This is a genomic window from Stenotrophomonas sp. YJH_SMC_101-4 (assembly GCF_059370395.1).
The window spans coordinates 1,021,724-1,039,720 of the sequence record NZ_JCAFTP010000001.1 but is presented as its reverse complement, the minus strand read 5'-3'; the positions used below and the strand labels follow the sequence as shown (position 1 = coordinate 1,039,720).

General features: G+C 66.6%; 18 protein-coding genes. 5 read left to right on the top strand and 13 right to left on the bottom strand.

The window, feature by feature from the left end:
• Window position 1: 1 nt before the first annotated feature.
• The 9 genes from AC5P8D_RS04800 to AC5P8D_RS04760 form a co-directional block, all read right to left on the bottom strand.
• Window positions 2-1,144, bottom strand: coding sequence for a flagellar basal body P-ring protein FlgI (locus tag AC5P8D_RS04800; protein WP_019337416.1), 1,143 nt, complete (start codon window positions 1,142-1,144; stop codon window positions 2-4).
• Window positions 1,145-1,146: 2 nt separating this feature from the next.
• A complete protein-coding gene (gene flgH / locus AC5P8D_RS04795; protein WP_010485899.1) occupies window positions 1,147-1,839 on the bottom strand; it encodes a flagellar basal body L-ring protein FlgH in 693 nt (230 codons plus the stop codon).
• Window positions 1,840-1,861: 22 nt separating this feature from the next.
• On the bottom strand, window positions 1,862-2,647 hold the full coding sequence (gene flgG / locus AC5P8D_RS04790) for a flagellar basal-body rod protein FlgG (protein ID WP_005409571.1): 786 nt from the start codon (window positions 2,645-2,647) through the stop codon (window positions 1,862-1,864).
• 102 nt (window positions 2,648-2,749) lie between these two features.
• Window positions 2,750-3,499: a flagellar basal body rod protein FlgF gene (locus AC5P8D_RS04785; protein WP_019337418.1), complete on the bottom strand. Its 750-nt coding sequence runs from the start codon at window positions 3,497-3,499 to the stop codon at window positions 2,750-2,752.
• 32 nt (window positions 3,500-3,531) lie between these two features.
• Window positions 3,532-4,755: a flagellar hook protein FlgE gene (gene flgE, locus AC5P8D_RS04780; protein WP_043395607.1), complete on the bottom strand. Its 1,224-nt coding sequence runs from the start codon at window positions 4,753-4,755 to the stop codon at window positions 3,532-3,534.
• Between the two features lie 32 nt (window positions 4,756-4,787).
• Window positions 4,788-5,471, bottom strand: a complete 684-nt coding sequence (locus AC5P8D_RS04775) for a flagellar hook assembly protein FlgD (protein ID WP_043395609.1) — start codon at window positions 5,469-5,471, stop codon at window positions 4,788-4,790.
• A gap of 23 nt (window positions 5,472-5,494) precedes the next feature.
• A complete protein-coding gene (gene flgC, locus AC5P8D_RS04770) occupies window positions 5,495-5,902 on the bottom strand; it encodes a flagellar basal body rod protein FlgC (RefSeq protein ID WP_495203130.1) in 408 nt (135 codons plus the stop codon).
• A gap of 3 nt (window positions 5,903-5,905) precedes the next feature.
• Window positions 5,906-6,301, bottom strand: coding sequence for a flagellar basal body rod protein FlgB (gene flgB / locus AC5P8D_RS04765; protein ID WP_171954962.1), 396 nt, complete (start codon window positions 6,299-6,301; stop codon window positions 5,906-5,908).
• 156 nt (window positions 6,302-6,457) lie between these two features.
• Window positions 6,458-7,402, bottom strand: a complete 945-nt coding sequence (locus tag AC5P8D_RS04760) for a chemotaxis protein (RefSeq protein WP_049436370.1) — start codon at window positions 7,400-7,402, stop codon at window positions 6,458-6,460.
• Between the two features lie 163 nt (window positions 7,403-7,565).
• On the opposite strand from AC5P8D_RS04760, the gene flgA reads away from it, so the two are divergent.
• From flgA to AC5P8D_RS04740, 4 genes are all read left to right on the top strand, one after another.
• Window positions 7,566-8,222, top strand: coding sequence for a flagellar basal body P-ring formation chaperone FlgA (flgA, locus tag AC5P8D_RS04755; RefSeq protein ID WP_313296704.1), 657 nt, complete (start codon window positions 7,566-7,568; stop codon window positions 8,220-8,222).
• Window positions 8,223-8,297: 75 nt separating this feature from the next.
• A complete protein-coding gene (gene flgM / locus AC5P8D_RS04750) occupies window positions 8,298-8,603 on the top strand; it encodes a flagellar biosynthesis anti-sigma factor FlgM (RefSeq protein WP_019337421.1) in 306 nt (101 codons plus the stop codon).
• The gene (locus AC5P8D_RS04745) at window positions 8,600-8,938 is read left to right on the top strand and encodes a flagella protein (RefSeq protein WP_010485882.1); all 339 of its coding nucleotides are present in this window, start codon (window positions 8,600-8,602) and stop codon (window positions 8,936-8,938) included. Before flgM ends, AC5P8D_RS04745 begins: the two co-directional genes overlap by 4 nt.
• A 91-nt stretch (window positions 8,939-9,029) precedes the next feature.
• Window positions 9,030-10,250, top strand: coding sequence for an ATP-binding protein (locus AC5P8D_RS04740; RefSeq protein ID WP_019337422.1), 1,221 nt, complete (start codon window positions 9,030-9,032; stop codon window positions 10,248-10,250).
• A gap of 17 nt (window positions 10,251-10,267) precedes the next feature.
• Here AC5P8D_RS04740 and AC5P8D_RS04735 read toward each other — a convergent pair whose 3' ends face one another.
• On the bottom strand, window positions 10,268-12,040 hold the full coding sequence (locus AC5P8D_RS04735) for an EAL domain-containing protein (RefSeq protein WP_019337423.1): 1,773 nt from the start codon (window positions 12,038-12,040) through the stop codon (window positions 10,268-10,270).
• 4 nt (window positions 12,041-12,044) lie between these two features.
• The gene (locus tag AC5P8D_RS04730) at window positions 12,045-14,147 is read right to left on the bottom strand and encodes a sensor histidine kinase (protein ID WP_495203129.1); all 2,103 of its coding nucleotides are present in this window, start codon (window positions 14,145-14,147) and stop codon (window positions 12,045-12,047) included.
• A 131-nt stretch (window positions 14,148-14,278) separates the two neighbouring features.
• Between AC5P8D_RS04730 and AC5P8D_RS04725 the strand changes: the two genes are divergently transcribed.
• Window positions 14,279-17,038 carry a bifunctional diguanylate cyclase/phosphodiesterase gene (locus tag AC5P8D_RS04725; RefSeq protein WP_495203128.1) on the top strand — a complete coding sequence of 920 codons (2,760 nt, stop codon included), beginning with the start codon at window positions 14,279-14,281 and terminating at the stop codon, window positions 17,036-17,038.
• Window positions 17,039-17,181: 143 nt separating this feature from the next.
• Here AC5P8D_RS04725 and AC5P8D_RS04720 read toward each other — a convergent pair whose 3' ends face one another.
• Window positions 17,182-17,688, bottom strand: a complete 507-nt coding sequence (locus tag AC5P8D_RS04720; protein ID WP_159360119.1) for a hypothetical protein — start codon at window positions 17,686-17,688, stop codon at window positions 17,182-17,184.
• Window positions 17,689-17,755: 67 nt separating this feature from the next.
• Window positions 17,756-17,971: a hypothetical protein gene (locus AC5P8D_RS04715; RefSeq protein WP_010485869.1), complete on the bottom strand. Its 216-nt coding sequence runs from the start codon at window positions 17,969-17,971 to the stop codon at window positions 17,756-17,758.
• Between the last annotated feature and the right edge of the window lie 26 nt (window positions 17,972-17,997).

Genomic DNA, 17,997 nt, shown 5'->3' with positions numbered 1-17,997 from the left:
ATCAGATCACCTCGAGCTCGGCACTCAGGGCGCCGGCCTGCTTCAGGGCTTCCAGGATCGCGATGAGATCGCCTGGTGCTGCGCCCACGGCGTTCACCGCGTGCACGATCTCGTCCAGGGTGGTGCCGCCGCTGAACTTGAACATGCGGCTGCCGTCGTTGGTGGCGGTGATGGTCGACTGCGGGCTGGCCACGGTGCGGCCGCCGGACAGCGCATTGGGCTGGCTGACGTTGGTGTTTTCCTGGATGGTCACGGTCAGCGAACCATGCGAGATCGCAGCCGGTCCCACGCGCACCTGCTGGCCGATGACCACGGTGCCGGTGCGCGAATTGACCACCACCTTGGCCGGGGCGCTGCCCGGGGTAAGTTCCAGGTTCTCGATGCGCGCCAGCAGGCCGATGCGTGCGCCCGGATCGGTCGGCGCGGTGACCGCCACGGTCACGCCGTCGACCGCACGCGCGGCACCTTCGCCAAAGGCGTTGTTGAGCGCGGCGACCATGCGCGAGACCGTGGTGAAGTCGTTGTTGTGCAGGTTCAGGGTGATGTCGCCGCCATTGGCCAGCGGATCGGGCAGGGCACGTTCCACGGTTGCACCGTTGGGAATGCGGCCGACGCTGGGCACGTTCACCGAGACACGGGAACCATCCTTGCCCTGCGCACCAAAGCCGCCGACGATCAGGTTGCCCTGGGCGATCGCGTAGATCTGGCCGTCGGCACCGCGCAGCGGCGCCATCAGCAGCGAACCGCCGCGCAGCGACACCGCGTTGCCGATGGAAGACACGGTGATGTCGATCGGCTGGCCGGGCTTGGCGAACGGCGGCAGTTCAGCGTGGATCGCCACCGCCGCCACGTTCTTCAGCTGCGGGTTGACGTTCGGCGGTACGTTGACGCCCAGCTCGCCAAGCAGGTTTTTCAGGCTCTGCACGGTGAAGGGGGCCTGGCTGGTGCGGTCGCCGCTGCCATCCAGGCCGACCACCAGGCCATAGCCCACCAGCGCATTGCCGCGCACGCCGCCGACCTGGGCCAGGTCCTTGATGCGCTCGGCGCTGGCCGGGGCAACCACTGCGAAGACCATGAGCACGCCACAGTAGAGCGACGCCATGCGTCGCTGCCAGGAGGAAGAGGAGAAGAGTTTCATGCCCATACTCAGAACGGCGTCAGGCCGGAGTTGAAGAAGCGGCTCAGCCAGCCCATCGCGTTGGACTGCGCGACCGGGCCGCGGCCGCCATAGACGATGCGGGCCTCGGCCACGCGGCTGGACGGAATGGTGTTGTCCTGGCTGATGTCGCCCGGGCGGACGATGCCCTGCACCTGCACCAGTTCATCGCCCTGGTTCAGCCGCAGGTTCTTCTGCCCCTGTACTACCAGGTTGCCGTTGGGCAGGCGTTGGACCACGGTGACCGTGACGCTGCCCTGCAGGCGGTTGCTCTGCGCGCTGTTGCCCTTGCCGGTGAAGTCACGCGCGCCCTTGGCCGTGGCACTCAGAATGTCCTTGCCGCCGAGGGTGACCGGCGCGCCGAGAATGGACGGCGTGCCCAGGCTCAGGTTCGATTCCTTGTTGGTTGCGGTATTCGCACTGGTTTGCGCGGTGGTGTTTTCCAGCAGGGTGATGGTCAGCAGGTCGCCAACATCGCGTGCGCGGCGGTCCGAATACAGCTGCAGGGTCGGGCCGGCGGCATAGATGGCACCCGCGGTCGGCTGTGCCTGCGGCGGCATGATCGGCTGGATCGGTGCCATCGTCGGGTAGGGACGCACGTCGCCGGCGATCACGCAGCCACCGAGCAGGGCGGCCACGGCGCAGGCGAGGGCGGTGCGGGCGAAGTTGGAAATGGGCGACATGGCGGTTTCCCGGTTTGGCCGGTCAGAGCTTGTTGTTGAGGTAGCCGAGCATCGAATCGGTGGTGGAGATCGCCTTGGCGTTCATTTCGTAGGCGCGCTGGGTTTCGATCATCGACACCAGCTCTTCCACCACGTTGACGTTGCTGCCTTCCAGCGCGCCCTGCACCACGGTGCCGAGGCCGTTGAGCCCGGGGTTGCCGTTCTGTGCCGGACCGGAAGCGGTGGTCTCCAGGAACAGGTTCTCGCCGCGGGCCTGCAGGCCAGCCGGATTGACGAAATCGGTCAGGGTCAGCGCACCCACTTCCACCGACGCCGCACCGTCGGCCATCTTCACGCTGATGGTGCCGTCGGTCCCGATGGTCACCGACTGCGCGCCTTCGGGAATCTGGATGCCAGGCTGCACTGGGTAGCCGCTGTTGGTGACCAGTTCGCTGTCCTGGTTGATCTTGAACGAGCCATCACGGGTGTAGGCCGAGCTGCCATCAGGCATCTGAACTTCGAAGAAGCCGCGGCCGTTGACCATCACGTCCAGGGCGCGGCCGGTCTGCTGCTGGCCACCCTGTTCAAAGTTCTTGGCGGTGGCGACCACGCGCACGCCGGTGCCGAGCTGCAGGCCGGTCGGCAACTGGGTCTGCGCCGACGAAGAGCCGCCGGGCTGGCGCACCTGCTGGTACAGCAGGTCTTCAAAACTGGCACGGTCCTGCTTGAAGCCGGTGGTGTTGGTGTTGGCGAGGTTGTTGGAAACCACCGACATGCGCATCTGCTGCGCATCCAGTCCGGTTTTCGCGATCCACAATGCCTGGTTCATCTTCGGTGTCCTGTCTGGTGAAGCCGGCCGCGTGGTGCGGCCCTTGAATGCGGGTGTGCAAGCGGTGTGCCAGCGCCGGCATCAGCCGGCGCCGGAATTCCGTCAGCTGCCCAGGCGCAGCATGCTGTTGGCGCTGCGCGCGTTCTCGTCGCCGTGCTTGATCACCTGCACCTGCATTTCGTACTGGCGCTGCAGCTGGATCATCTGCACCAGCGCACCAGCGGCGTCCACGTTGCTGCCTTCCAGCTGGCCGCTGTGCACGGCCGTACCCTGTGCCGGTGCGAACGGCTGGCGTGGGTCGGTGTTGCGGAACAGGCCATCCAGGCCACGCTCCAGGCGTTCATCCGGTGCCTGCACCACTTTGATGCGACCGATCTGTGCCATGGTCTGCGGGCCTTCGCCCTGCGGGATGATCGAGAGCGTGCCGTCGGCACCGATCTCCATCGCCTGGTAGGGCGGAATGGCGATCGGGTTGTTGTTGTCATCCAGTACCGGACGGCCGCTGGAGGTCACCAGCTGGCCGTTCGGCGTGACCGACAACGCCGCGCCGCGCGTGTAGGCCTCGCTGCCGTCACTGGATTGCACGGCCAGCCAGGTGCCGGTCTGCAGGGACAGATCCAGCGGCTTGCCAGTGATGTGCTGCGAGCCGGGCGTGCGGTTGAATCCGGCGTCGACATGCAGCGCATCCACCCGCGAGGCAAAGCCCGGGCCACGGATCGGGAAGGCTTCGGTGTTGGCCAGCGCTTCCTTGAAGCCGGGGGTGTCGGAGTTGGCGAGGTTGTGGCTGAGCGTACCCTGCGCCTGCAGGGAGGCGCGGGCACCGGTCATCGCCACGTAAAGGGCTTTATCCATGCGGGGAGTTCCGTGACAAGGTCAGCGCGTCATCAACGGATGTTGATGACGGTCTGGGTGATCTGATCCTGGGTGGTGATCATCTGCGCGTTGGCCTGGAAGTTGCGCTGCGCGGTGATCATGTTGACCAGCTGCTCGGTGAGGTCGACGGTGGACGCTTCCAGCGAGCCGGCCTGGATCTTGCCGAGGTTGGAGGTGTCCGGCATGCCGGTGCGCGGGGTGCCCGACTCGAACGTCTCCACCCACAGGTTGTTGCCCTTCTGCTCCAGGCCCTGCGTGTTGTTGAACGTGGTCAGTGCGACCTGGCCGAGGGGCTTGTCGTCACCGTTGGAATAGCGGGCATAGACCACGCCGGTTTCCGACACGGTGATCTCGTTGAGCTTGCCGGCGGCGTAGCCGTCCTGCTGGGTGTTGCGCAGGGCGAACTTTTCGCCGTACTGGGTCGAGCCGCTGATATCCAGCGTCATGTTGAGCTGACCGGCGCCGGTGGTCGGGGTGAACGTGCCGAGGCTGACCTTGCCGTTGGCCGGAGTGGTCAGCTTGCCGCTGTTATCGAAGGCGACCGCGGTCGGGGTGCCGGCCGGTTGGCCGTCCACGTAGTTGTGCACGGTCCACTCGTTTGGATTGGCGCCCTTCACGAAGTACGAGACCTGGATATGGCTGACGCCCAGCGAGTCGTACACGGTGATGCCACCGCTGGAATGGTTGTAGCTGTTGGAGTCGGTTGGATCGAAATTTGCGACCGTCGGCTGCTTGGCGTTGGCCGGCAGGGTGAAGCCGACCTTCACTTCGCTGGTCTGCTTCGGCGGGCTGTCGGTGGTCAGCAGCTGCAGGTCGACCAGACGGCCTGCATCGAAGTTGGTGCCATCGGCATTCGGCGCGAACACCTGCAGGCGCGCGCCCTGCGGGTTGATCACGTAACCGGCGGAATCGGTCTGGAAATTGCCGGCACGCGAGTACACGCGCGAGCCGTTCATGTTCATGGTGAAGAAGCCCTCACCGGAGATCGCCATGTCCAGGCTGCGGCCGGTCTGTTCATTGTGGCCCTGGATGAACTGCTGGGCGACATTGGAAACACGGACGCCCGAGCCGGTCTGGTTCTTCGACAGGCCGTAGCTGGTGGAGGCGAACAGGTCGGCGAATTCGGCGCGCGATTGCTTGAAGCCGGCGGTGTTGACGTTGGCGACGTTGTTGGCGGTGACGCTCAGGTCGGTGTTGGCGGCATTGATGCCGGACAGCGAGACGTTGAAGCCCATGGGATGCTCCTGGTTGATGCGGAATGTGCGGCTCAGCTGACGCGGAGCACGTAGTCGATCGGGGCCGTGCCCAGGCCCTTGAGGTTCAGGTACAGGCCGTCGGAACCGACGGTCACGCTCTCCACCGGGGCCTGCACGAAGGTGGACAACTTGGTGCTCTTCCCTGTGGTGTCGACGTGGTTGGCGACGATGGAGTACTTGCCCGGTTCCATGCGCTTGCCGTTGGCGTCCTTGCCGTCCCACTGGAAGGCGGTTTCACCAGCGGCCTTGGCTTCTACGCTCAGCGAGGTGACCTTGGTGCCGTTGGCGTCGGTGATGTCGACGGTTACGATGCCGGCCGAGGGTGCGGCCACCGTGCCTTCGACGCTGCCTTCCTTTTCCAATACCAGCTTTTCCGACGGCACCAGCACCTGGTGACCGACCAGCGCGGCACCGCGCAGTACCTGGTCGCTGGCCATCGATTCCTGGAAGCCCTTCACCGTCTTGTTCAGATCGGTGATGCCCTGTACGGTGGACATCTGCGCCATCTGCGCGACCATCTGCGTGTTGTCCATCGGCTTCAGCGGATCCTGATGCTGCAGCTGCTCGGTCATCAGGCGCAGGAAGTCGGCCTGGTCCAGCGTGTTCTTCTTTTTCGTAGCGTTGCTGTTCGGGGCGTTCAGGCCGAGTGCGGCGTAGACGTCCTGGCTGGTCTGGTTGTTGACGGCGGTGGTCATGGCGGTATCCGGTACTGCGGGCCTCAGCGGCCCATGGTCAGGGTGGCCAGGGCCAGTTCCTTGGCGGTGGTCAGCATCTCCACGCCGGCCTGGTAGTTACGCGAGGTCGAGATCAGGTTGACCATCTGTGCCACCGGATCGACGTCGGGCTGGTAGATGTAGCCATCGCCATCGGCCAGCGGATGGCCCGGCTCGTAGCGCTTGATCGGCGCTGCGTCGCTCTGGGTAATCTCCTTCACCTTCACCGAGGTGATGTTCGGATCGTTCTTGCTGGTGACGGCCTGGAAGATCGGTTCCAGCGGCTTGTACACGGCGTCGGCGGAGCCGGCGACGGTATCGGCGTTGGAGAGGTTGGAGGCGATGGTGCTCATGCGCACCGACTGCGCCTGCACCGCGGAGCCGGCGATATCGAAGATCGGCAGGTTGCTCATGGCTTATTGCCCCGTGATCGCGGTCAGCATGGAACGCACCTTGCTCTCGACGAAGCTGAGCGAAGCGCGGTATTCGAGTGCGGCGCGGCCATAGGCGGCACGCTCGGCATCGGGATCGACGGTGTTGCCGTCCAGGCTGGGCTGCACGCCGTCGCGCGCGATCTGGAACGGATTCAAGCCACTACTGATTTCGTAGTGCTGCTCGTGGGTGGTGGTCATCAGGCCGTTGGCATCCTGCCCCTGGGCATGGCGCAGGGCGGCATCGAAGTCCAGGTCCTGGGCCTTGTAGCCGGGCGTGTCGGCATTGCCGAGGTTGCTGGCGATCAGCTTCATCCGCTGTTCGCGCAACGGCATGGCCTGGGCGTGGACGCCCAGGTAGTCGGTAATCAGGTTGCGCACGGTGCACTCCCACGGGAACGTTGCCCGGGAAGCTGCAAGGGGTGTGCCAAAGCACGCGCGACATCGCGTCCGCCGGGCATGGCCCGGCGCTACCCCAGGGGTGGGGGAGGTTGTGGTAGCGCCGGGCCATGCCCGGCGGAGACCCGTGACGCGGCCCTACGCCGCCATCGCCACCTTGCGCAGGCGGTCCAGCACGAAGTCAGCCAGCTCGTGCGGCGAATACTTGGCGACGAACGCGTTGGCGCCCACGCGCTCGACCATCGCATTGTTGAATACGCCCGACAGCGAGGTGTGCAGCAGCACATACAGGCCCGCCAGGCCCGGATGGCGCCGGATTTCCGTCGTCAGCGTATAGCCGTCCATGGCCGGCATCTCGATGTCCGAGATGACCATGGCATAACGTTCGGCCGGGTTCTCGCCCGAGGCATGGATCTGCAGCAGGTGGTCCAGCGCCTGCTTGCCGTCGGAAAGCAGGGTGGCGCCCACCCCCAGCTGGTCCAGCACGCTGCGGATCTGCTGGCGGGCTACGCGCGAGTCGTCCACCACCAGCACCTGCAGCTGCGGGCCGTCGGCCGGCATTGCCATGGCCGGGTCCAGCACCGCTTCGCCACGGACCTGGGCGATGTCGGCCAGTACGCTTTCCACGTCGATCACCTGGATCAGCTCGCCCTGGAAGCGGGTCACCGCGGTCAGGTAGCTCGATTCGGCGCCCAGTTCCGGCGGCGGGTGGATGTCTTCCACCGCGATGTTGACGATGCGCTCCACGCCGCTGACCAGGAAGCCCTGGATCGAGCGGTTGAATTCGGTGACGACCAGATAGCCGGGCGAGGTGTCCGCATCGGGCTCGCGCTCGGGATGGCCGATCGCCAGCCCGAGGTCCAGCACCGGCACCGAACGGCCGCGCACGTCGGCCACGCCGGAGAACTGGCTGGGCAGCCCGGGCACCTGGAACAGCTCCGGGCGCCGCAGGACCTCCTGCACCTTGAAGACATTGACGCCAAAAAGCTGACGTCCGCCGAGACGGAACAGCAGCAGCGCCAGGCGATTGTGGCCGGCCAGTCGGGTCCGCTGGTCGATCCGGTTGAGCAGGTCATGGGACATGGCTGCTGTATCGGCGTGGCAGGGGGCGAACTTGAGGGCGCTCTGCCGCCCGCGCGCTCCACGCGGCCTTTTGTGGGGTGGAGCAGGGCTCGTCGCGGCAAAGCCAGTGCTCTGGCACACCGCTTGCACGCAGCAGGGCCAGATCCCCTCGACAGGAGGCGCCATGCGCCGGGTCACATCTCTATTCGCCATCGCGCTGGCGCTGGCCTCGCCGTGCGCGGTTGCCGCCGACTGGCAGCCGGTGGCCAGCATTCGCACCGCGGCGTTGTCGACGCTGCCGGCCGGCAGCGAGGGCGAGGCCCAGGTGGCCGATGCGCTGCGCCTGCCCAGGTGTGGCGGCGCGCTGCAGGTGCAGCCCACCGCCAACACCACGGTCGAAGTCAGCTGCCCGGATGCCGGTGGTTGGCGCCTGTTCGTGCCCGTAAAGGTGCGGCGCAACCAGACCGTGCTGGTGCTCAATCGCGGAATCGGTACTGGAGAAACCCTCACCGCTGCCGATATCACCACTGCCCAGCGTGACGCCGCCCGGATTGCCGGTGCGGTGCTGGCCGATCCCAACGCAGCAATCGGCCGCATCGCCCGCCGTCCGTTGCAGGCCGGAGCCCTGCTGTCGAACAACGATCTGGTGGTGCAGCGTCTCATCAAGCGGGGAGACAATGTGGCCCTGGTATCGCGTCGTGGCTCGGTCGAAGTCCGCATTGCCGGTCGCGCGATGGGCGATGCCGGTGAAAACGAACGGGTCTCGGTAGAGAACCTGTCCTCGCGACGGATCGTGCAGGGCACGGTCGATGCCGCCGGTGACGTAATCGTGGCGCGTTGATTTACCGCAAAATATCCCTAAAGATCACGGCCCTGCGGCCGTTATCCCTTGTGAACGGCAACTCCAGGACACCCCATGAGCCAGAAAATCGACGGCAACCTGCAGGTCCCCCAGGCACTGCGCAGCGTGACGACCCCGGCCAACAAGCCCGGCGTCAGCACCGATGCGGCAGCACGTCCGGTCGAAGCGGCCGACAGTCTGCGCCTGACCGGCGAGGCCACCAATCTGCAGGCCATCGAGCGTGAGCTGACCACCGCCCCGGCGATCGACGCCCAGCGCGTGGCCGCGGTGCGCGAGTCCCTGCAGAACGGCACCTACAAGATCAATCCGGACGCGATCGCATCGCGCATGCTCGAGCTGGACCAGCAGCTGCACGGATGACTGCGGCGATGAGCGAGCCGCTGCAGCGTCTTGCCCAGGCCCTGGACGTTGAACGCCAGGCCCTCGTCGAGCACGACGTGCACGCCCTGATCCGGGCCACCGGCGCCAAGCTGGAGGCGCTGCGTGCGCTGGAAGGCGCGCCGCCGGTGGGCGAGGGCGAACAGCTGCAGGAACTGGCCGAGCGCAACCGCGCCAACGGCGTACTGCTGTCGCGCCGCCGCCGCGAGGTCAACTGGGCGCTGCGCCAGCTCGGTCGCACTGAAGATGCCTCGGCCTACGATGCCAAGGGCCAGGCGCACACCGTCACTGCGCGCCGCCCACTCGCTGTCGCCTGACGCGACGGCGGCCGCACAACCCCATCAAGCGGGCTGAAGCCCGCTGCGTGACCGCGTATATTGGGCGCCTGTTCGAACGCCCCGAGTCGCCGTGTCCGCTGCCAACGCTCTGGTTACCGCCCCCCTTCCGCCACAGCCGGTGCTGCAGGCCCTGCTTGAGCGCCTGCGCGAAGGGCTGCTGCTTTTCACTGAAGACGGGCAGGTGGCGCTGGCCAATCCGGCCGCGCAGAACCTGCTGGCCAGTGGTGAGGGTGGCGGTCTGCCGCCACCGCAGCGGCTGCGTGAACTGCTGCCGCCCGATGCGCTGGAGCAGGCGCGCCAGCATGGCCACTGGAATGGCAGCCTGCCGCTGGGCGAGGGCGTGGTCATCGCCCATCTGTATCACCACGGCCCGGTGGGCCAGGGGCACTTCCTGGCGTTGTTCCGCCATATCGAGGGGCAGGAAGACTACGAGCGCGAACTCCAGCAGCGCCACGCCGAGCTGCGCCAGGCCTACCTGCGTCTGAACGGCACCCAGGAGAAGCTGCTGCAGTCGGAAAAGATGGCTTCGATCGGCCAGCTTGCTGCCGGCGTCGCGCACGAGATCAATAACCCGATCGGCTACGTGCACTCCAACCTGGGCAGCCTGCAGGAGTACCTGCGCAGCCTGTTCACCGTGATCGAAGCCTACGAACGCGCATTGCGTGCGCCGGACCCGAAGGCGCTGATCCCGGAAATCGACGATATCCGTGACCGCCTGGACATCGATTTCATCAGCCGCGACCTGCCGCAGCTGATGGCCGAGTCGCGCGAAGGCATCGAGCGGGTGACGCGTATCGTGCGTGACCTGAAGGACTTCTCGTATTCCGGCCGCGACGAATCGTGGAAGCTGGTCGACCTGCACGCAGGCCTGGAATCGACCATCAACATCATCTGGAACGAGCTGAAGTACAAGGTCACCCTGGTGCGGGAGTTCGGCCAGCTACCGCTGGTGGAATGCCTGCCGTCGGAGTTGAACCAGGTCTACATGAACCTGCTGCTCAACGCCGGCCATGCCATCGCCGAGCGCGGCACGATCACGGTGCGCACCGGCGTTGATGGCGATCACGTGTGGGTCGAATTCGAGGACACCGGCGGTGGCATCTCGCCGGAACTGCGCCAGCGCATCTTCGATCCGTTCTTCACCACCAAGCCGGTGGGTAGCGGTACCGGCCTGGGCCTGTCGATCTCCTACAGCATCATCAACAAGCACCACGGCCGCATCGACCTGGACAGCACCCCGGGCGTGGGCTCGCGCTTCCGCGTGGTGCTGCCGGTGAAGCAGCCGCGCTGACCGACTCTACATGTGGGTCACCGCAGCGGACGATCCTCACCGCCATCTCCGCTCTCCACCGGCGCCGGACCGGCGTTGCTGCGGCGTTGCTCCTCATAGGTGCGGAACGCCTGGTGGATGTGCTTGCGCAGCTCGTCATCGTTCCACGGCTTGGTCAGGAAGCGATAGATCGCACCGCGGTTGATCGCGTCGGTCACGGTGTTCAGATCGGTGTAACCGGACAGCACCAGGCGGATCGTGTCCGGGTACAGCATCTTCACCCGGCCCAGGAACTCGGTGCCGCTCATGTCGCTCATGCGCTGGTCGGACAGGATCACCTGCACGTCGTTGATCGCCAGCAGGTCGAACGCATCGCGCACGTTGCCGGCCGCCAGGATGCGGTAGCCATCGCGACGGAACAGGCGCACCAGCGAGCGCAGCACGTTCTCCTCGTCGTCCAGCAACAGCAGCGTGCGGTCGGGACGGGTCTCGGCAAAGGCCTCCGGGCGCAGGTAGCGGCGGCGCAGGGTCATGCCGGCGGCATCGGCCGACATCGGTTCGCCGAACAGGTAGCCCTGGAAAACGTCGCAGTCGTTGCGGCGCAGGAAGCCCAGTTGCGCCTGCGATTCCACGCCGTTGGCGATCACGGTCATGCCCAGCTGGTGGCCCATGGCGATGATCGCGCGGGCGATGGCCGCTTCGCGGTTACCGGCCGGCGCACTCTTGATGAAGCTGCGGTCGATCTTCAGCTTGTCCACCGGGTAGCGCACCAGCGCACTCAGGCTGGAATCGCCGGTGCCGAAATTGTCCAGGCTCAGGCTGATGCCTTCGTTGCGCAGGTTGGCCAGCGTCTCGTGCACGAAGTTGACGTTGTTGGTCAGCGCGCTTTCGTTGATCTCCAGCGTCAGCATCTGCGCCGGCACGCCCGCCGCCTGGATCAGGCCCATCACTTCGGCGAAGAAATTGGGCCGCAGCAGCTGCAGGGTCGACACGTTCACGGCGATGGTGAAGTCGTCGAAGCCCTGATCGCGCCACAGGCGGGCCTGCTTCAGTGCGCCCTCCAGCACCCAGGTGCCGATCTGCACGATGATGCCCAGCCGTTCGGCGGTGCGCATGAAGCGCTCCGGCACCAGCATGCCCAGCGTCGGCGACTGCCAGCGCAGCAGCGCCTCCATGCCCACCACGTGGCCATCACGGGCGCTGACCAGCGGCTGGTAACGCAGTTTCAGCTCGCCGTTGGGGATCGCGTCGACGATCTGGCGCGCGATGATGCTTTCGCTGTGCGCGCTCGGCGGCGTGTCCACGGCGTGGATGCGCACCGCGTTGCCGCCTTCGCGGGCCGCCTGGTACAGCGCATCCTCGGCATGATCGAGCAGGCGCGAGGCACTGCTGGCATGGTCCGGGCACAGGCTCACGCCCAGCTTGCCGGTCATGAACAGTGTGTACGGCAGCACCGATAGTGGCAGTTCCATCTGCTGCCGGATCTCCTCGGCAAAGTCCTCCGGCAGCGGCACGTCGGCGGTGCGTGGCACGGCGATCAGGAACTCATCGCTGCCGTGGCGCCACAGCTTGCCGCGCCCGCGCAGATAGGACTGCAACCGCTGCGCCACCAGCGCCAGTGCCTGGTCACCCACCTCGGCGCTCATGTTTTCGTTGACCGAGGCGAAGTGGTCGATGTCGACATGCATCAGCATCAGTGCGGTGCCGCCCGAGGCCGCCTCGGCGACCATTACCTGCAGCTCGGGGTTGCCGGCGCCAAGGCGATCAGGCGCATCATCGATGCTGACCGGGGGCTGGTTGGGATTCCACATAGGCTCAGTATTCCGGTGACTCAACGGCGGCCATGCTGGCCGCCTGGTAGGGGAGGTGAACGTCGATCAGCGTGCCTTCGCCGTGCGCGGATTCGATCCGCACATGGCCACCGACGCTCTGCGCGCGCTCACGCATCACGATCAGGCCCAGCCCGCGCGGACCATCGGGGTCGAAACCCTCGCCATCGTCGCGGATCTGCAGGTGCAGGCCGCGCTGGCCGACATCGCGCAGCTGCAGCAGCACCTGGCTGGCACGGGCGTGGCGCAATACGTTGGTCAGGCTTTCCTGCGCGATACGGAAGCAGGCCTGCTCGATGCTGTTGTCGGGACGGTGCGGCAGGGGCTCGATCTCGGCCAGCAGTTCCACCGGCGACGAACGGAACAGTACCCGTGCCTGCCAGCTCAAGGCTGCTTCCAGGCCCAGCGCGTCGAGCTGCGGCGGGCGCAGCAGGGTAGAGATGTCGCGCAGCTTGGCCACCGTGGTATCGGCCAGACTGACGATCTGTGCCAGATCCTCGGCGCGGCGCTGCGGATCATCTTCGTCCTGTGCTGCGTAGGCGGACAACTTGATCGCCGTGATCGCCTGGCCGATGTCGTCGTGCAGATCGCGCGAGATCGCGCGGCGTTCATCCTCCTGCAGCGAGAACAGCCGGCCGGCCATCGCCTGCAGTTCACGGTTGCTGGTTTCCAACGCACTGCGGGTGCGCTCGGAATCGCTCAGGTCGCGCACGATCAGCAACTTGCAGTCGCGTCCGCCATAACGCACTTCACCTACCGCCAGGCCGGCATGGAAGCTGCGGCCATCAGCGCGCTGCATCGCCACCACGCTGCTGTGACCGGGCCCCAGATGGGGCTGGCCTGCACGCAGCTGGCTACGCACGCGGGACAGATCGGCGTTGTCCACCAGTGCCGACAGCGGCTCGCCCAGCAGGGTGTGGCTGCCATAGCCGAACAGGCTGGCGGCCCAGGCATTGGCGTACAACACGTGTTCTTCGGAGAGGATCACCACGCCATCGGGCAGTACCCGTACCAGCTCGCGGAACTGCTCCTCACGCTCGCGCAGCAGGCGTCGCGACTGCTCGCGCTCGGTCACGTCCTGCAGCGTGCCCAGCACGCGATTGCGGCCGGCCTCGTCGATGCCGCTGGCAGCACGCAGATGCACCATCAAGGCGCGGCCATCCATCGACAACAGCGGCAGCAGCACGTCCACGTGCACGGGATCGCCGGAGCAGAGTTCGGCCAGCAGCTGTTCGGTCTGGGTAGCGGTGGCCGGATCGGCCGGCACCAGCAGTTCGTCGAAGCGATGCCAGCGCCGGGCCTCGGGCGGGCGGCGGCCCAGCAGGCGGTAGACCTGGTTGGAATAACGGCCGAGCCCGGTGGACGGGTCCAGCTCCCAGGCGCCGATGCGGGCCAGCTCGTGGGCTTCTTCCACCCGGGCCAGCGCCTGGTCGCGGCGCAGTTGCGCCAGATCCTCCGCAGTGCGGTCGATGGCAATCAACAAGCGGGCGTTGTGGCCGTCGTAGCTGATGGCGTTGGAGCGCAGCTCCATCTGCCGCAGCGAGCCGTCACGCAGCTGCAGCTGGGTACGCAGGATGCACAGTTCCTCCGGTGCCTCGCGGATCGCCTCCAGCTTGGTCTGCAGTGCCTGGTCCTGGCCTGGCGGCCACAACGCGTCGATGGTCTGCTCCAGCAGTTCGTCACGGTCCCAGCCGAAGGCGGTGCAGGCCGCCGGATTGGCATCGAGGATCGCCAGCGTATCGAGGTCATAGACCAGGATCGGGCCGGGGTTGCCTTCGAACATCTGCCGCAGGCGCAGCTCCGAGGCCTGCTGGCGTGCATGGGTGTGCAGCACGTGCTCGGCCAGCGGGCGCAGCAGCAGATACAGCAGGCCCGCACTGGCAAGGGCGAAGAACGAGCCCTTCAGGCCCTGCCACAAGGCCGCCTGCTGCGGGTCAGGCACCAGTGCCTGCACCGCACTGTCGGTGGAGATCATCCAGGCCAGCGCCATCGCCAGGTAGCTCAGCACCACCCGGCGCCGGTCGCGGCTCAGCGCCTGCGACATCCGCGGGTCGGGAACTGGGGCGTTGCCGGTCGGTTCTGCGGGCATGGACAGGGCGGAAGAAAGGGGCGCCGGCCATCTTACCGCGCAGGTGCGCCCAGACCACTCAATTATCCGCCGCAGGCGCCGTTAACCACTGCGTGCCCCGCTGACGGGCGTGTCATCCGGAGCAAGATCGCGTGGACCAAGGGATCATCGCCAGCCTGCTGCAGCACCCGCTTGCGTCGGCGCTGGTCATCGTCGACCGCACGGGCCGCCCGCTGGCGGCCAATCCGGCTGCGCGCGAGCACGGCTTGCCGGCTACCGTGGCTGCGTATGCGCCGATGCTGGAAGATCTGCGCCTGATGGCCGCCGATGGCGGCATCGTGGCCTGCACGCTGCCGGGTGGCCCGCACGGGCACTACGACGGCCACCTGCGGGCCGTGCACGATGGCGCCGGCAATCTGCTGGCCTTCACGCTGAGCATTCCCGAACCGGTGCCGCTTGGCGGCGGTGGGCGCTGGGAGCTGGCGCTGGACAGTGCCGGGCACAGCCTGTGGGACTGGGACATTCCCAGCGACCGTGTGGTGCGCACCCCGGCGCTGGGTGACGAAACCGCCACCGAGATCCTGGCCCGCGTGCACAGCGAGGATATCGCCCAGGTGCGGGTCGCACTGGACGAGCATCTGCGTGGCTTGAGCGAGCAGTACAGCGCACAGTTCCGCTTCCGCCAGGCCGATGGCCAGTGGCGTTGGGTACTGGACCGCGGGCGCGTGGTCGCGCGCACCGCCGATGGCCAGCCGCTGCGCATGGTCGGCACGCATACCGATATCGAACAACAGAAGCAGCTGGAAGGGCTGCTTCAGGAACAGCAGCTGCACCTGAGCGAGGCCCAGCGCATCGCCAGCATGGGCAGCTGGTCGTTCGACCCCAACAGCGGTCATTTCTGGTGGTCGCCGGAGCTGCGCTCGATGCTGGCGCTGGAGCAGGGCAGCGCGCCCGGCCAGCGCCGCTGGCTGAAGCAGCTGCATCCGCGCTCGCGGGGTGCATTGCGCGCAGCATGGCGGCGTCTGTGGCGTGATGGCCGGGCCGCCAACATCGAACTGGAACTGACCCGCGGCCACGAACCGTCGCAGCACCTGCGGCTGTGGATGCAGCCGCTGCTGGACATGGATGGCCAGCCCAAGCGCCTGCTCGGCCAGGTGCAGAACATCACCGAGCAGCACCAGACCGATGCACTGATCCGCTGGCGCACCGAACTGCTCAACCGCGTCTCCGCGCTGGGCCGCATCGGCGGCTGCGAGATCGAGGTGCAGACCCGGCACATGCAGTGGACCGAGGAGTGCTATCGCATCCACGGCTTGCGCAAGGAGCCGATCACCCTCGACCAGGCGCTGGCGCTTTACACCGAGGACTCACGCAACGCCTTCGAAGCGGCGTTGGGGCGCATCGCCGATGGCGGACTGCCCGAACAGCTGGACCTGTGCTTCTACCGCCAGTCCGGCCTGCGCGTCTGGGTGCAGGTGCTGATCGAGCTGGACCGTCGCGACGGCCTGCCGCCGCGCTTCGTGGTGCTGTTCCGTGACATCACCCGCGAGCGCGAGGCGAATGAGCGCATCGAGCTGCTGGCCCACTACGATCTGCTCACCGGCCTGCCCAACCGCGTGCTGCTCGGCGAACAGACGGCAGAAGCCATCGAGGAAGCGCGCGACCGTGGCACCTCGCTGGCGATGCTGTTCATCGATCTGGACGGTTTCAAGACCATCAACGACAGCTTCGGTCATGCCACCGGTGATGCGCTGCTGAAGGCCGCTGCGACGCGCCTGCACCAGAACCTGCGCAACAACGACCTGTTTGGCCGCTTCAGTGGTGACGAGTTCATCGTGGTGCTGCGCGATCTGGCCGAGCCGGAAGACGCCGGCCACGTGGCGCGCAAGCTGATCGCCTCGTTGGCCGAGCCGCTGCGCCGTGGCGAGACCACCTTGAAGGTCGGCGCCAGCGTCGGCATCGCGATGCTGGGCGATGCGCAGACCGACTTTGATTCCCTGCTGCGTGCTGCCGACGCCGCGATGTACGCGGCCAAGGAAGCCGGGCGCAATACCTACCAGTACTACAGTCAGGACGCGCTGGCCCGCATCCAGCGCAAGCTGGAGCTTGAGCACGCCCTGCACGGCGCCATCGAACGCGAAGAGTTCAGCCTGGCCTACCAGCCGCTGCTGCATGCCCACCATGGCGAGCCACCTGCAATCGAGGCGCTGCTGCGCTGGCACCGGCCCGGGATCGGCTACTGCAGCCCGGCCGAGTTCATTCCGATTGCCGAGAAGTGCGGTGAGATCGTACGGATCGGCGACTGGGTACTGAATGAAGCCTGCCGCCAGGCCACCGCCTGGGACCGCGCCGGCCTGCGCTTCGACCGCATCGCGGTGAATGTCTCCGCGGTGCAGCTGCGTGACCGCGGCTTTGCCGAGCGCGTGATCGAGATCTGCCACGCCCATGGCTGGCCACCGCAGCGGCTGGAACTGGAACTGACCGAGTCGGCACTGATCCGTGATACCGACATCCTGCGCCACTGCTTCGATGTACTGGAACGGCACGGCGTGCCGCTGGCGGTGGATGACTTCGGTACCGGCTTCTCCAACCTCAATTATCTCAACCGCTTCCCGGTGGGCCGCCTGAAGATCGACCGCAGTTTCGTGCAGGGCATGCTGCACGATTCGGGCACGGCCGAAGTAACCCAGGCCATCGTGCACCTGGGTCACGCGTTGGGCATGAAGGTGGTGGCCGAGGGCGTGGAAACGCACCAGGAAGAAGACATGTTGCGCCGGCAGGGCTGCGACGAGATCCAGGGTTACCTGTACTCGCGCCCGCTCAGCCCGCGCGACCTGGCGCAATGGCTGCGCCAGCCACAGCCGGTTTCGCTGCGTACCGATGCCAGCGGGGAAGTGGTGCTGGTGCGCTGATCAGCTGCGCTGGTGGGAACTGACCTTGGCTGCTGTGTCTATCCACGCATGGCGTGGATCTACCGCAACCCGTTTTGGTGGGTGCTGACCTTGGTCGGCACGAATGCCTCCTGCACGCGCGACCATCCACGCATGGGGTGGATCTACCTTGGGAACTCCGCCTTCAACTGCATGCGCAGCGCTTCGACGATGGCCGCATAGCGCCGCTTCTGGACCAGATAGCTGGCCAGGAACAGCGGCAGCACCAGCAGCATGGGCGCCACCATCGGGCGCATCACCACCAGCGGCAACAGCAACAGCGACAGGATGGCCACGAACCAGCTGCACAGTCCGATCACCCGCACCTCGTGCCGTCGCGCGTTGAGCACGACGCGTCCTCGCATTACCGGGAAGTAGCGCAGGCCGAAGCTCGGCGCGAAGCTCTCGCGGAACGCCATGCTGCCATCGGGCAGCGCATGGAAGGCCAGTCGCAGCCACTTGTCCTGCGGCAGGTCACGTTCCAGGCTGCCCAGCGAGAGCCGGGCCTGCATGGCCGGTGACGCCGCGATGCGTTCGTTGAACACGGTGATGCCCCAGCTGAAATAACCGGCCACCCAGGCCATCAGAAGGACGGTCTCGATCAGCAGAAGTGCGATCAGGGCGATGGCCATCGGTCTTCCATGAAGGGGACCGGCGGATCATGCCATGCGCGACGGCCTATCCACGCATGGCGTGGATCTACCTCAAGGCTTCGCCATCCAGCCCCAGGTCCCACGCCAGCCCCAGCAGCGCCTCGTCCGCACGGGACGGCGCCGGCCGCGCGTCCGCCAGCTGCTGCAGTTCGCGGATCTCCTCGCGGGCGACCTCTTCCAGTTGCTGCAACTGCTCACGCACGCTCGCGTTGCGCGGGCGCTCGGTGTTGGTGAGGGAGGGCAGGGCGTGGATCAGGGTCATGGTGCGCGTACAGGATGCATCCAATG

Bases quoted from the DNA above. Each gene is read 5' to 3' on its own strand.
- AC5P8D_RS04800 (WP_019337416.1), bottom strand. From the start codon at position 1,144: ATGGGCATGAAACTCTTCTCCTCTTCCTCCTGGCAGCGACGCATGGCG.
- flgH (WP_010485899.1), bottom strand. From the start codon at position 1,839: ATGTCGCCCATTTCCAACTTCGCCCGCACCGCCCTCGCCTGCGCCGTG.
- flgG (WP_005409571.1), bottom strand. From the start codon at position 2,647: ATGAACCAGGCATTGTGGATCGCGAAAACCGGACTGGATGCGCAGCAG.
- AC5P8D_RS04785 (WP_019337418.1), bottom strand. From the start codon at position 3,499: ATGGATAAAGCCCTTTACGTGGCGATGACCGGTGCCCGCGCCTCCCTG.
- flgE (WP_043395607.1), bottom strand. From the start codon at position 4,755: ATGGGCTTCAACGTCTCGCTGTCCGGCATCAATGCCGCCAACACCGAC.
- AC5P8D_RS04775 (WP_043395609.1), bottom strand. From the start codon at position 5,471: ATGACCACCGCCGTCAACAACCAGACCAGCCAGGACGTCTACGCCGCA.
- flgC (WP_495203130.1), bottom strand. From the start codon at position 5,902: ATGAGCAACCTGCCGATCTTCGATATCGCCGGCTCCGCGGTGCAGGCG.
- AC5P8D_RS04760 (WP_049436370.1), bottom strand. From the start codon at position 7,402: ATGTCCCATGACCTGCTCAACCGGATCGACCAGCGGACCCGACTGGCC.
- flgA (WP_313296704.1), top strand. From the start codon at position 7,566: ATGCGCCGGGTCACATCTCTATTCGCCATCGCGCTGGCGCTGGCCTCG.
- flgM (WP_019337421.1), top strand. From the start codon at position 8,298: ATGAGCCAGAAAATCGACGGCAACCTGCAGGTCCCCCAGGCACTGCGC.
- AC5P8D_RS04745 (WP_010485882.1), top strand. From the start codon at position 8,600: ATGACTGCGGCGATGAGCGAGCCGCTGCAGCGTCTTGCCCAGGCCCTG.
- AC5P8D_RS04735 (WP_019337423.1), bottom strand. From the start codon at position 12,040: ATGTGGAATCCCAACCAGCCCCCGGTCAGCATCGATGATGCGCCTGAT.
- AC5P8D_RS04730 (WP_495203129.1), bottom strand. From the start codon at position 14,147: ATGCCCGCAGAACCGACCGGCAACGCCCCAGTTCCCGACCCGCGGATG.
- AC5P8D_RS04720 (WP_159360119.1), bottom strand. From the start codon at position 17,688: ATGGCCATCGCCCTGATCGCACTTCTGCTGATCGAGACCGTCCTTCTG.
- AC5P8D_RS04715 (WP_010485869.1), bottom strand. From the start codon at position 17,971: ATGACCCTGATCCACGCCCTGCCCTCCCTCACCAACACCGAGCGCCCG.